At 73.5% G+C, this 13043-nt stretch carries 10 protein-coding genes; 3 read left to right on the top strand and 7 right to left on the bottom strand.

Annotation, left to right across the window (positions count from 1 at the left end):
* Nucleotides 1-21: 21 nt before the first annotated feature.
* The 3 genes from ACQP1V_RS15625 to ACQP1V_RS15615 form a co-directional block, all read right to left on the bottom strand.
* A complete protein-coding gene (locus tag ACQP1V_RS15625) occupies nt 22-495 on the bottom strand; it encodes an Lrp/AsnC family transcriptional regulator (protein ID WP_433224982.1) in 474 nt (157 codons plus the stop codon).
* A 77-nt stretch (nt 496-572) separates the two neighbouring features.
* Nucleotides 573-1643 carry a hypothetical protein gene (locus tag ACQP1V_RS15620; RefSeq protein ID WP_433423390.1) on the bottom strand — a complete coding sequence of 357 codons (1071 nt, stop codon included), beginning with the start codon at nt 1641-1643 and terminating at the stop codon, nt 573-575.
* A 2-nt stretch (nt 1644-1645) separates the two neighbouring features.
* On the bottom strand, nt 1646-5101 hold the full coding sequence (locus ACQP1V_RS15615) for a serine/threonine-protein kinase (protein ID WP_433423387.1): 3456 nt from the start codon (nt 5099-5101) through the stop codon (nt 1646-1648).
* A 138-nt stretch (nt 5102-5239) separates the two neighbouring features.
* Here ACQP1V_RS15615 and ACQP1V_RS15610 point away from each other — a divergent pair, with 138 nt between their 5' ends.
* A complete protein-coding gene (locus ACQP1V_RS15610) occupies nt 5240-5836 on the top strand; it encodes a DUF4291 domain-containing protein (RefSeq protein ID WP_433423384.1) in 597 nt (198 codons plus the stop codon).
* 15 nt (nt 5837-5851) lie between these two features.
* Here the strand turns inward: ACQP1V_RS15610 and ACQP1V_RS15605 are convergent, their stop codons facing one another.
* Both ACQP1V_RS15605 and ACQP1V_RS15600 read right to left on the bottom strand, forming a co-directional pair.
* Nucleotides 5852-6508, bottom strand: a complete 657-nt coding sequence (locus ACQP1V_RS15605; protein WP_433423382.1) for an N-acetyltransferase family protein — start codon at nt 6506-6508, stop codon at nt 5852-5854.
* Between the two features lie 50 nt (nt 6509-6558).
* Nucleotides 6559-7674: a M24 family metallopeptidase gene (locus tag ACQP1V_RS15600; RefSeq protein ID WP_433423379.1), complete on the bottom strand. Its 1116-nt coding sequence runs from the start codon at nt 7672-7674 to the stop codon at nt 6559-6561.
* A 206-nt stretch (nt 7675-7880) separates the two neighbouring features.
* Here ACQP1V_RS15600 and ACQP1V_RS15595 point away from each other — a divergent pair, with 206 nt between their 5' ends.
* Both ACQP1V_RS15595 and ACQP1V_RS15590 read left to right on the top strand, forming a co-directional pair.
* Nucleotides 7881-8735, top strand: a complete 855-nt coding sequence (locus ACQP1V_RS15595) for a PP2C family protein-serine/threonine phosphatase (protein WP_433423376.1) — start codon at nt 7881-7883, stop codon at nt 8733-8735.
* A 107-nt stretch (nt 8736-8842) separates the two neighbouring features.
* Nucleotides 8843-9748: a 5'-3' exonuclease gene (locus ACQP1V_RS15590; RefSeq protein WP_433425844.1), complete on the top strand. Its 906-nt coding sequence runs from the start codon at nt 8843-8845 to the stop codon at nt 9746-9748.
* Between the two features lie 81 nt (nt 9749-9829).
* On the opposite strand, the gene ACQP1V_RS15585 is transcribed toward ACQP1V_RS15590, so the two are convergent.
* The gene (locus ACQP1V_RS15585) at nt 9830-9997 is read right to left on the bottom strand and encodes a hypothetical protein (protein ID WP_169806557.1); all 168 of its coding nucleotides are present in this window, start codon (nt 9995-9997) and stop codon (nt 9830-9832) included.
* Nucleotides 9998-10173: 176 nt separating this feature from the next.
* Nucleotides 10174-12888 carry a DEAD/DEAH box helicase gene (locus ACQP1V_RS15580; RefSeq protein WP_433423374.1) on the bottom strand — a complete coding sequence of 905 codons (2715 nt, stop codon included), beginning with the start codon at nt 12886-12888 and terminating at the stop codon, nt 10174-10176.
* Between the last annotated feature and the right edge of the window lie 155 nt (nt 12889-13043).

The raw sequence follows: 13043 nt of genomic DNA, 5'->3' as shown, positions 1-13043 counted from the left end.
GCGGCGGCCCGGGCCGCCCGGTCAGCGCTCGGCGTCGCCGCCGGCCTGGCCGGGCTCGATCTCCGGGCTGCGGTAGTCGTACGGCGTGCTCAGGACGATCGTGGTGCGGGTGCTCACGTTGGCCGAGGCACGGATCTGCTGCAGCAGCTCCTCCAGGGCGATCGGCGAGGCCACCCGGACCTTGAGGATGTAGCTCTCGTCGCCCGCCACGCTGTGGCACGCCTCGATCGCGGTGATGTGGCTCAGCCGGATCGGCGCGTCGTCGGGCGCGGCCGGGTCGATCGGCTTGATCGAGATGAACGCGGTCAGCGGGAGGCCGATCTCGTCGTAGTCGACCAGCGCCGCGTAGCCGCGGATCACACCGCGTTTCTCCAACCGGCGCACCCGCTGGTGCACGGCCGACACCGACAGCCCCGTCTCCTTGGCCAGATCGGTGAAGCTCATCCGGCCGTCACGGGCCAGTAACGACACGATGCGGCGATCGATCTCCTCCATCCCTGACACGGTAGCGCCGGATCAAAGCGCCGGGGGCCGCCGGAAGGTGTCAGTTTGTCCTCACTCTCACCGGCCCCTCACCTGACCTTCACCTGACGGCTCTTCGGGGTGGCCTTGAGGTCCCCGCTCTGTCCGCCGTAGCGCACCTGCCACTCCCCCGACCTCGACGCGGTGAGCTTCTTGGTGAAGGAGCCGTTGTTCGTGGTCATCGCCCTGCCGACGGGGTTCGGCGACCACGAGCCGCCCGCGGGCCTGAACCAGAACGTCACCTCCCGCGACGCGGCGGCCACCCATTCGACGCCGGGCGGCGGGTCGAGCGGGGTCTCGTGGATGAGCCGCCCCGAGTGCTTCACCAGCTTCCCGGCGGACGTGGACGAGGGCAGCGCCGTGTAGCCGGAGAACCGCGACCGCGTCTTGGGCCCGCTGCGCATCGCCATGAAGACGGCCTCACTGCGCGTGCCCCGCAGCGGGCGCCCGCCGTCGGACCAGCGTGGCGTCCCGTAGTAGACCGCGCGCCACCAGCCCGGCTCCCACGCGTCGAGCGTCACGGCGAAGTCGCCGTCCTCTCCGGTCCACGCCTCCGCGATCTCGCTCCACGCGAGCGCGTCCTCGGGGCGGAAAGACAGCACGACCCGGCGATCCCGCAGCCGGGACCGCTCGGCCTTCAGGAAGCCCGCGAGCGTGATCGGGGCGTCCTCCTCCACCGGGTCGGCGACCACGCGGAAGTCCACGATGGTGGTCGGATCCCTCTCCTCCGCGTCCTCGACCGAGAACTCCAGCTCGTGGACGGCCGCGCCGTACTCGATGACCGCCCGCCAGGTCCCGAGGGCGATGCCCGGGAGGAAGACGTGCTCCGCCCGCCAGCCCTCCTCGTACGGCGCCTTGTCGGAGCGGTCGAAGCCCAGCTCGGCGCGGGAGCCGTCCGGCCCCTCCAGGACGCCGCGCGGCCGCTCACCGGCCGATCCGCTGGTGACGAGGTTGATCAGGATCGGCGTCCGCGCACCCCGTTCCAGCACCACCGGGTCCGGGACGACCTCGGCGTATTCGACGGCCGCCGGGTCCCGGTCCCGGTCGTCGCCCGGTCGCCGGCCGCCCCCGGAGAGGCGGGCGAGCGTGGACGTCCAGAGAAGAAGGAGAAGTCGCAGCACGGTCAACACACCTTTCGATAGGACGCCTCGGGGATGAGGCCTCGCCATTCGTCCTCCGACAACGTCGTCCCGGCACGCGCGCAGACCGCCGCCGCGGCCCGCTCGGGATCGACGGGATAACGCTGCAGCGTTCCGTCCCCGCCCAGGCTGTAGAGATCGCGCCCGCCCGGGCCGAACGCGAGGGCCGCCACCTGCCCCGAGTGCGCCGAGTACGGCCGGCCGAGCGGCAGCCGCGCCGCCACGTCCCACAGACGCACGTCGCCGCTCGCCCCTCCGGTGGCAAGCAGGCGGCCGTCCGGGGAGAACGCCAGCGCCACCACGTCGTCGAGGCGTCCCTGGGTCGGCGCGAGACGGCCGATCCGGCGGCGGGTCGAGGCGTCCCACAGGTCCACCCCGAGCTTGCTGAACCCGGTCGCGACGGTGCGGCTGTCCGGGCTGAACGCCACCGAGCGCACGCCGTCGTCGCTGGGCCCGAAGGGCCGGTCCCAGACCCGCCCGCTCGGGAGCGCGACGAGCGCGTTGCCGAGCCCGCCCACCGCCAGGGCCGCACCGTCCGGCCGGAACGCCATGACGTCCCCGCCCTCGTGCGCGAGGACCGCCGACTTCCTGTGGGCGGCCACGTCCCAGAGCTGCACCCGCTCGAAGCTGCCGTTCGACGGGGACACCGCGAGCGTCCGCCCGTCGGGGCTGAAGGCCAGCCCGCCCACCCAGCTCACGTCCGCGAGCGGAAGGGCGGCCAGCCGTTCCCGCCGGGCCACATCCCACAGGGTGAGCACCGGGGGATCCTCCGCGCCCACGGCCAGCAGCCGACCGTCGGGGCTGAACGCGAGCGCCGTGGCCGCCGGGGACTCCAGGGGATCGCCGAGTCTCCGGCCCGCGGCGACGTCCCACAGCTCAAGGGAGGTCGCGGTCTGCACGGCGGCCAGGCGCGCGTCGCCGCCGAAGGCGACCGTCCGGATCTCGGAGGCGAGCCGCGGCGGCCGATCGCCGGCGTCCACGTCCAGCACCGCGACCGCTCCTCCGCCGAGGAGGTAGCTGAGGGTGCGGCCGTCCGCGCCGATCGCGGCCGACGGCATCCCGGTGGTGTCGGCCAGCGGATAGCGCAGGAGCGACACGCCCTCGGACGTCCACAGGCCGACGCTCCGCTTGTCGTAGGTGACCACGAGGCGGCCGCCGGCGCCGAAGGCCACCCAGACCGCCCCCGCGCCCTCCAGCCGCGTTCCGCTCCGGGCGCGGCCGGTCAGGTCCCAGAAGACGACGTCGGGCCCGGCGCTCACGGCGAGGGTCCGGCCGTCGGGATCGAAGGCGACCCAGACCGCCCGCCCTCCACCTGGGGCGCGCAGCGGCCGCCCCGTGGTCAGGTCCCACAGCTCGAAGCGGTCGCCGTCCAGCATCGGTGCCGCCAGCCGGTCGTCGTACGACACCGCGACGGCCTCGGCCCCCGAGGTGGGACGGTCGATCAGCCGGGCGCCGCCGGCCGCGCCCCAGACCTGCCACCGGCCGCCGTCGGTCACCAGGGCGAGCAGCCGCCCGCTCGGGCCGAACTCCAGCCACCGCGCCGCCTCGGCGATCTCCGGCCCGGCCGGACGCCGCGCCGACAGGTCCCAGACGCGCACCGACCGCTCTCCCGCGACCGCGAGCCACCTGCCGTCCCGGCTCAGCGCGACCTCCCGAACGGCGCGGCCCACGCCGGACACCGCGCCGCGTTCCCGGCCGGCCGCCACGTCCCACAGCACCGCGCGGTCCTGGTCCACGACGGCGAGGGTCAGGCCGTCGCCGCTGAGGGCGAAGCGCGCCTCGGCCGTGACCTTCGGCGGCGCGGACACGCGGCGCTCGCGCTGGGCGAGCGAGCCGTACAGCGCGGCCCGCGCCTCGGACACCGGGGCGAGCCGCCACGCGGCGACGCTCAGCAGCATCGCCGTGGCCGGGTCGGACGACCGCAGCGAGTCGGCGCGGGCGGCCGTCTGCCGCGCGGCGGCGACGTCGCGCTGCCGGGCGGCCGCGGCCCCCTGCACGACCGCGACCACGGCCGACGCGAGCGCGAGGACGAGCAGCGCGGCGAGCGCCGCGGTGAGCTGGCGCCTGCGCCGGCCGCGCACCCGGCCGAGCGCGAGCGAGGCGTCGAGGAAGGCGCTCTCCAGCAGGTTGAGCGTGACGTGCCGGCGGCCGGTGGCGGCCCACGCCACCGCCGCCTCCAGCGCCGTCCCCTGGTAGAGGTCGCCGGGGCGTCGGCCGTGACCGTCCCACAGCGCCGCCGCCTCGCCGAGCCGCCGGTGAAAGCGCAGGCCGTCCCGCTCCGCATCGATCCACTCCCGCAGCCGCGGCCAGGCCCGAGGCAGAGCCGCGTTCGCGACGGACACCTCGCCATCCTCCCGCGCCACCAGGTCCATCCGGGCGAACGCGGACAGCACGCGCTCTGCGGTCTCCGACCCCACCACGCCGTCGAGGAGATCGTCCGGACGGACCCTCCTCGGCAGGTCGTCGCCGCCTTCCCCCGGCGTGATCATGCGGAGCAGCACCCGGGGCACCAGCGACCGGTCCCCGGGGACCAGCCCGGCGTAGGCCTCCTCGGCCAGCGTCGCCAGCGACGGCGGGGAGGCGCCCGCCGGGGGCCGGACCAGCTCCGCCGTACGGGTGCCCGCCGCGAGCAGCGGCGCCAGCTCGTCGCCGCCGCCGACGAGGCCGAGCAGCAGCCTGCGGGAGGACGGCCGGTCGCGCGGGTCCTTCGCCATCGCCGCGGCGACCAGGCCGCGCAGCGGCTCCTTGAGCATGGAGAGATCCGGGTCCTCGGCCAGGATCCCGTGGAAGAGCGCGGCGACGCCGTCCCCGCCGAACGGCTCACGCCCGGTCGCGGCGAACACCGTGACCGCGCCCCACGCCCAGACGTCCACCTCCGGGCCCGCGCGCCGCCCGAGGACGATCTCCGGCGCCATGAACGCCGGCGTGCCCGCCATGTGTCCCGTGGTCGTGAGTGACATCTCGCGGGTCCGGGCGATCCCGAAGTCGATCACCCGCGGCCCGTCCGGGCCGATGAGCACGTTGTCCGGTTTGAGGTCGCGGTGGATGACCGACACCTGATGGATGGCCGCCAGCGCGGTCGCCACGCCGGTGGCCAGCCGGTAGAGCCGGTCCTCCTCGTACGGCCCGTCCAGCTCGACCGCCCGGCGCAGACTCGGCCCGCCCACGTACTCGCTCACGATGTACGGCAGAGGCGCGTCGAGGTCGGCCTCGATCACCCGTGCCGTGCAGAACGGGGCGACCCGGCGCGCGGCGGCGGCCTCCTTGGCGAACCTCGCGCGCGTGCCCACCCCGTCGCCGGCGCGCAGCACCTTGACGGCCACCCGGCGGCCCGCCGCGTCGTACGCCTCGTAGACGATCCCCTGGCCGCCCTCGCCCAGCCGACCGGCGAGCCAGTACTCACCGATCCGGCGCGGGTCGCCGGGAGCCAGGGCCGCCACGCACCGATGGTGCTACGTCGGCCGCCACCGGCCAAGAGGCCATTTCACCGAGCGGGCGGAGCGCCTGCTCCCTCAATGCGGCTCGACAACCCGAAATGCGGTTGCCGGGCCGCGGACGGATTCGCGACGCTGAACGGCATGAAAACGCTTTACCGGCAGATCCGCGCCGCCTACGACGAGGAGGCCGTCACCGTCTACCAGGCCTACGATCCGGCGATCGCCGGCCCCGCCGTCGCGGCGGGGCGGTTCGTCCCGCCGTTCAAGCGGGAGCGCATGACGTGGATCAAGCCCTCGTTCCTCTGGATGATGTACCGCTGCGGCTGGGCCGCGAAGCCGGGGCAGACCCGCGTCCTGGCGATCGACATCTCCCGACCCGGGTTCGAGTGGGCGCTCGGGCACGCCTGCCTCAGCCACCCGGACGGCGCCGACCGGGACGCGTGGGCGGAGCGGCTCCGGCGCAGCCCCGTCCGGATCCAGTGGGACCCCGAACGGGACCCGCACCACAACGCCCTGCCGTACCGCTCCATCCAGATCGGCCTGTCCGGGGAGGCGGTCGGCCGCTACGTGGACGAGTGGATCGTGGGCATCGCCGACGTCACCGGCCGGGTCCGGGACATCCACGCGGCGGTGCGGGAGGGACGGGACGTGACCGAGTTGCTCCCCGTCGAGCGTCCCTACCCCCTGCCCGCGCCTCTGGCGCACGCCATCGGCGCCACACCGGACGCCGCCGCCTGACCGCCCACCCGGTCGTCACGCGTCGTGATCGGCGGGCGGGACGAGCAAGGCCTCGGCCCCGACCGGCGTGAACCCGGCGGACAGGAAGGTCCGGACGCTCGCCGCGTTTCCGGGAGCGATCTGGGCCCACACCACCCTCCTCTCACCGAGCAGATGCCGTCCGGCGCGGGCCAGCAGCGCGCCGAGCCCCCGGCCGCGGTGGCCGGGATCGACCTCGACCGCGATCTCCCAGCGGCCCGCCACGCCCCGGCCGAGCAGGACGATCCCGCCGTCCGCCCCCCACACCCGCACACCGTCCCGGTGCCGTACGGCATAGCGCACCCGGGGGTGGCCGGGGTCGGTGATCTCGGTGAGGGCGAGCGGGGGCGGACCCGGCAGCGGTTCCGCCACCACCAGCATGTCGATGTTGTTCACCCTGCGCCCGGTCCGCTCCTCCAGAGCGCTGAGGAACGGCGGGTTCAGCGGCGCGGACAGGTCGTCCTCCGGCAGTAGCCCGCGCGCCCACGCGGGGTCCACGTCCGCGAAGAGGACGCTGTGCGCGGTGAAGGCGATCACGCCGCAGTCCCGGGCGTTCGGCTGGCCCAGGAAGCGTACGGCGCCGTCCGGCTCGGGGAAGGCGCCCTTGCCGGCGGCGTCCAGCACCTCCGCCAGCGGATGCGCCGCGCCGCTCACCGGCGCACCGCGGAATACATCATCGCCACCAGGTGCCACCCCTCCCGCCGCTAGACGATGACGAGGTCGCGGGTGCTGTGGTTCAGCCGCTCGCCCGTGGTCTCCCCACAGATCATGATGTCCTCGATCCGCGCGCCGTGGCGGCCGGGCAGGTAGATCCCGGGCTCGACCGAGAACGCGAAGCCCGGCTCCATCAGCGTGGTGTTGCCGGACACCATGTACGGGTCCTCGTGGGTCTCCAGGCCGATGCCGTGCCCGGTCCGGTGGATGAAGTACTCGCCGTAACCGGCCTCCGTGATCACGTCACGGGCGGCGGCGTCGACGGACTCGCAGGTGACGCCGGGCCGCACGTGGGCGCAGGCCGCCTCCTGGGCCTCCTTGAGCACCTCGTAGTACTTCACGAACTCCGGCGACGGCTCGCCCACGCAGTAGACCCGGGTGGAGTCCGAGCAGTAGCCGCTCGGCATCGTGCCGCCGATGTCCACCACCACGGCGTCACCCGGCTGGATGACCCGGTCGGACACCTCGTGGTGCGGGCTGGCGCCGTTCGGGCCGGAGCCGACGATCACGAAGTCGACCGTGGCGTGCCCGGCGGCGAGGATCGCCTCGGCGATGTCCTTGCCCACGACCCGCTCGGTGCGCCCGGCCTTGAGGAACTGCGGCACCTGGGCGTGGACCACGTCGATCGCGGCGCCCGCGGCCCGCAGCGCGGCGACCTCGGCGGGGGACTTACGCGCCCGCAGCGGGCCGAGCACCGACCCGCCGAGCACCTGCTCGACACCCGGCATCGCCGCGCGGAAGCGCAGCGACTGCAGAGCCCACATCCGGTCGGCGAGCCCCACCTTGGTCACGGAGCCGAGCCGGTGCGCGACGTGCGCGTACGGGTCGTCCGTCTCGTCCCAGGCGACGAACTCGACGCCGAGCCGCGAGGCGGGCGAGTGCTCGGCGGCCGGCAGTTCGAGCCGCGGGACCATCATGAACGGCTCCCCGGAGACCGGGACGACCAGGCAGGTGAGCCGCTCCAGCGGCAGCGCGTCGTACCCGCTGATGTAGCGGAGGTCGGGGCCGGGCGTGAGCAGCAGCGCGTCAAGACCGGCGGCGGCGGTCGCCTCCCGGACGGCGGCGAGTCGGGACACGGGATAGAGATCAGAGGACGTCGTTGTCACGCGATCCAATCTAACGACAGACACGCGGACGGCCCACATCAGGTGCCCTCCGGGAGTGGCTCGGGAGCCGCCGGGAGAGCAGGTGGCGGGCCCCCCTCGGGGCCACCCCCGCGGTTCGGAGAACCTCCCCACGGTGCTACGCTGCGCCTCTAGACAGTCACTCTCTGTCGCTCCCCATCCCTTCCTGCTCGAGGAGCTACTCAACCATGATCGCCGTAGCTGGCGGCGCCGGACCATGCCCTCCCCTCCCCGGCGAACGCCCAGTGGTCCCCACGACGACCGCGGAGATCGTGGACAGGCTGCGAACGCAGCTGCTCGAAGTGCGCGAGCAGGCCGCCGAGGACCGCACGGTCACGCTGGCCCTGCGCGACGCGATCCTGCCCGAGCCGGGCGGCTCCATCGACCTCCCGCACGCGCGGGTCGCGGTCCGCTACGTCCCGGCGGAGAAGGCGGCCAGCCTCGGCGGCGACTGGTACGAGGCGGCCCAGCTCCCGGACGGGCGGATGCTCCTCGCCATCGGCGACGTCTCCGGCCACGGACTGCCCGCCATCGCGCAGATGGCCCAGCTCAGGCACGCGCTGGTGGGGCTGACCATGACCGGCGAGTCCCCGGACCGGCTCCTGGCCTGGCTCAACGAGCTCGTGCTCAGCCGCCTCGACGAGACCACCGCGACCGTGATCGTCGGCCGGTTCGACCCGGCCACCCGGGTCTTCACCTGGGCCCAGGCGGGCCACCTGTCGCCCATCCTGGTCCGGGACGGCATCGCCCGGCAGCTCCAGCCGCCGCAAGGCGTGGTTCTCGGCGCGGCTCCCGGCCCGAGGTACAGCGTGGCCGAGATACCGCTCCGCCCGGACGACCTGCTGCTGATGTTCACCGACGGCCTGGTCGAGCGGCGCTCGCGCGACATCGACGAGGGCCTCGCCCTGACCCTCGACGCGGCCGAGATGATCTCCGGGCACGACGACCTCGACCCCGGCCTCGACCGGCTGCTCGACGCGCTCGGCGGCCCTAACCCCGAGGACGACACCTGTCTCCTCGCGGTCGGCGTCCTCGACGGCTAGCGCGCACACGCGGCGGCGGGAACCATGCGCAGCGCCCCGGCGCTGACGCGGCGCCGAACACGAGCCGCGCCGCCGCCGCTCCGGAGCGCGACAATGGACGGGTGCTGATGCTTCTCGACACCCCGTCGCTCTACTTCCGCGCTTTCTACGGCGTGCCTGATTCGATCACCGCGCCGGACGGCATGCCGGTCAACGCCGTACGCGGGTTGATCGACATGATCGCCACGCTGGTCCGCGACCACTCGCCCACCGGCCTGGCCGCCTGCATGGACGCCGACTGGCGCCCCGCCTTCCGGGTCGCCGCGATCCCCTCGTACAAGGCGCACCGCGTCGCGACCGGAAACGAGGAGGAGGTACCCGACGCCCTGGTCCCGCAGATCCCCGTCATCGAGGAGTTCCTCGACGCGGTCGGCATCGCACGGCTCGCCGCCGAGGGCTACGAGGCGGACGACGTCATCGGGACCCTGGCCCACCGAGAGGCCGGCGCGGTCGACATCGTCACCGGCGACCGCGACCTCTTCCAGCTCGTGGACGACGCGCGCCCGTGCCGGGTCCTGTACACAGTAAGGGGAATCCGGAATCTCCAGACGGTCGACGAGGCGTTCGTGACGCAGAAGTACGGCATCCCCGGCCGGACCTACGCCGACTTCGCCACGCTGCGCGGCGACCCGAGTGACGGCCTGCCCGGCGTCCCCGGCATCGGCGAGAAGTCGGCCGCCGCCCTGGTCAGCCGGTTCGGCTCCCTGGAGAAGCTGCTCGGCGCGCTCGACGAGGGCGTCCAGGAGGGCTTCCCCTCCGGGACGCGGGCCAAGCTGACCGCCGCCCGCGCCTACCTCGACGTCGCGCCCGCCGTGGTGCGGGTGGCGCACGACGCACCGATGCCCGCCGCCGACCTGGCCTGCCCGGCTGAGCCGCGCGACGCCGAGCGCCTGGTGGCCCTCGCCGACCGGTACGGCCTGGACGGACCGGTGAACCGCCTGCTCTCCGCACTCTCCTCGCGCACGGCGGCCTGAACGCCCGCGCGGCACACCGCGGGCCCCGAGGACGGCCGTCCTCGGGGCCCGCGGTGTTTCCTGGTGCGTAGCCGCGGGAGGCTACTTCTTGAGGCTCCAGCTCGTGCCGTACCCGCCGAGGTGCAGCGCGAGGAAGAACAGGCCGGCGACGCCGAGGGTGGTCACCGTGAGGACGGCGCCGACGGCCCAGCCGCCGATGGCGAAGACCAGCGCGGCGAGGAAGAACAACGCGGCGAGGAGAGCGAACATCCCTACCTCCAGGGACCCAGGGGGCTTGTTATAGGGAAATTTCCGCCCAGATCACCCGAGAACCTTGCCGCGCGGTTACTGTCCGCGAACCGGCCGCTACACACGCCCGACCGGGCGGTCAGTTCGCCGCGCACGCCCGGACACGCCCGGGCGTGCGGGCGTGCGGGCGTGCGACGTCAGCCGACGGAGGAGTACGCGACGACCCCGCGACGCAGCGCGTCGATGGCCTTGTCGGCGTTCTCGTTGACCTTGCTCCCGACCGGCGCGGCATCTCTGAGCTGGCCGAGCAGGTCGAGGAGCTGCTTCATCCAGCGGACCAGGTCGCCGGCCGCGAGATCGCCGTCGGTGAGCACGGCGTCGAGGCTGTGCCCCTTGGCCCAGCGGAACGCCGTCCAGACGAACCCGAGATCGGGCTCCTTGGTGAAGGAGAGCCCGTGGTCCTCCTCGATGGACTCCAGCTCGCCCCACAGCCGGATCATGGCCGCCAGCGCCTCCTGGGCCGGCCCGGCCGGGATGCGCGGGTTGCGGGCCTCGTCCGACTGCCGCGACTCGTAGATCAGCGACGACACGCAGGCGGCCAGCTCGGCCGGGTCCAGCCGGTCCCACAGCCCCGCACGCAGGCACTCGGCGGTGAGCAGGTCCAGCTCGGTGTAGAGCTTGGCCAGCCGCCGCCCCTCCTGCGTGACGTTCTCCCCCTCCAGGTAGCCGAGCTGGTCGAGCACGCCGCAGACCCGGTCGAAGGTCCGGGCGATGACGTGCGAGCGCCCCTCCACCCGGCGGCGCAGCCCTTCGGTCTCGCGCAGCAGCTTGTGGTACCGCTCGGCCCAGCGGGCGTGGTCCTCGCGCTCGTCGCAGCCGTGGCAGGGGTGCTGCCGGAGCTGCCGGCGCAGCCGCAGGATCTCCTCGTCCTCGGTGACGTGGTCCCTGGCGCGCGGCGGCTTGCCCAGGTCGCGATCGCCGACCTTGGCGTGCATGGTGGAGACGAGGTTGGCCCGATCCTTGGGGGTGCGGGCGTTGAAGCCCTTGGGGATCCTGATGCGCTCGACCGGTTCCACCGGCACCGGAAAGTCGGCCGGGGACAGCCGCTTCACCTGCTTGCCCGCGGTGAGCACGAGCGGGGACGGTCCCTCTCCCCTGACCTTCACGCCAGGGTCGAGGATCACCGCCAGCCCGGCCCGCCGCCCACCGGGGACCCGGATGACGTCGCCGGGCTTCAGCTCCTCCAGGGACCGTGCGGCCTCGGCCCTGCGGGCGGCCCCGCGCTGGCGGGCCAGCTCGGACTCGCGGTCCGACAGCCGCCTGCGCAGCGCCGCGTACTCCGGGAAGTCGCCGAGGTGGCAGGTCATGGCCTCGGTGTAGCCCTCCAGAGCCTGCTCGGACTTGCGGAGCTGGCGGGCCAGCCCGACGACCGCCCGGTCGGCCTGGAACTGCGCGAAGGAGTCCTCCAGCAGCGCGCGGGCCCGGACCCGGCCGACCTGCCCGACCAGGTTGACCGCCATGTTGTACGACGGGCGGAAGCTGGAGCGCAGCGGGTACGTGCGGGTGCTGGCGAGCCCGGCCACGGAGACCGGGTCCATGCCCGGCTGCCACACCACGACCGCGTGGCCCTCGACGTCGATCCCCCGCCGCCCGGCGCGGCCGGTCAGCTGGGTGTACTCCCCCGGCGTGAGGTCGGCGTGGGTCTCACCGTTCCACTTGTCGAGCTTCTCGATCACCACCGAGCGGGCGGGCATGTTGATGCCCAGCGCCAGGGTCTCGGTGGCGAACACCGCCTTGACCAGCCCCTTCGTGAACAGCTCCTCGACGACCTCCTTGAACGCGGGCAGCATCCCCGCGTGGTGGGCGGCGAGCCCGCGTTCCAGGCACTCGCGCCACTCCAGGTAGCCCAGGACGGCCAGGTCCTCGTCCGGCAGGTGCGCGGTGCGCTCGTCGACGATCTGCCGGATCTCGTGCCGTTCCTTCTCCGTGGTCAGCCGCAGACCCGCGTACAGGCACTGCATCACGGCGCTGTCGCACCCCGCGCGGGAGAAGATGAACGTGATCGCGGGCAGCAGCCCCTCCGTGTCGAGCTTCTCGATGACGCCGGGCCGGTTCGCGGCGGGACCGCGCCGCGGCCGGGAGTAGCCGCGCCGTCCCCGGGCCTGGGCCTCCCGCACCTCGTCGCGGGAGATCCGCATCAGGTTGGGGTTGATCCGCAGCACGCCGTCGCTCTCGTTGGCGAACAGGTCGTACAGGCGGTTGCCGACTAGCATGTGCTGCCACAGCGGCACCGGGCGGTGCTCGTCCACGATGACGGTGGTCTCGCCGCGGACCTCGCCGAGCCACTCGCCGAACTCCTCGGCGTTGCTGACCGTAGCGGAGAGCGCGGCCACCCGCACCGACTCGGGCAGATGGATGATCACCTCTTCCCACACCGCGCCGCGGAACCGGTCGGCGAGGTAGTGCACCTCGTCCATCACTACGTAGCCGAGCCCGGCGAGCGTGCCGGACCCGGCGTACAGCATGTTGCGCAGGACCTCGGTGGTCATGACGACGATCGGGGCCTCGCCGTTGACGCTGTTGTCCCCGGTGAGCAGGCCCACCTTGGCCGCGCCGTACCGGCGGACGAGGTCGTTGTACTTCTGGTTCGACAGCGCCTTGATGGGGGTGGTGTAGAAGCATTTGCGCCCCTGCTCAAGAGCAAGGTGGACGGCGAACTCCCCGACAACCGTCTTGCCCGACCCGGTGGGGGCGGCGACCAGGACGCCGTCTCCGGCCTCCAGCGCCTCACAGGCGTCGATCTGGAACTCGTCGAGCGCGAAGTCGTACAGACCCCGGAACGAGGTGAGGGCGGGCCCGCTACCGGCCTGCTGCTCACGGAAGGCGGCGTAGCGTTCCGCAGGCGTGCTCATGACTCCAACCCTACCGATCCCGGCATGATCCGCTGTCCTCGGCGGTAACCGTGCAACCATCCGCCAGAAAATATCGCGAGGGGATGTCGAGAACCCGCGCGCGGCTTCGTCCCGGAGTGAACACGGCCACACTGGGCCGTACCACTCGTAGGAGA

Origin of the sequence: Microtetraspora malaysiensis (genome assembly GCF_050947145.1) — a bacterium.
Lineage (GTDB): Bacteria > Actinomycetota > Actinomycetes > Streptosporangiales > Streptosporangiaceae > Microtetraspora_A > Microtetraspora_A malaysiensis.
Note: the sequence above shows the minus strand (reverse complement) of the source record. Positions and strands in the feature narration are given on the sequence as shown.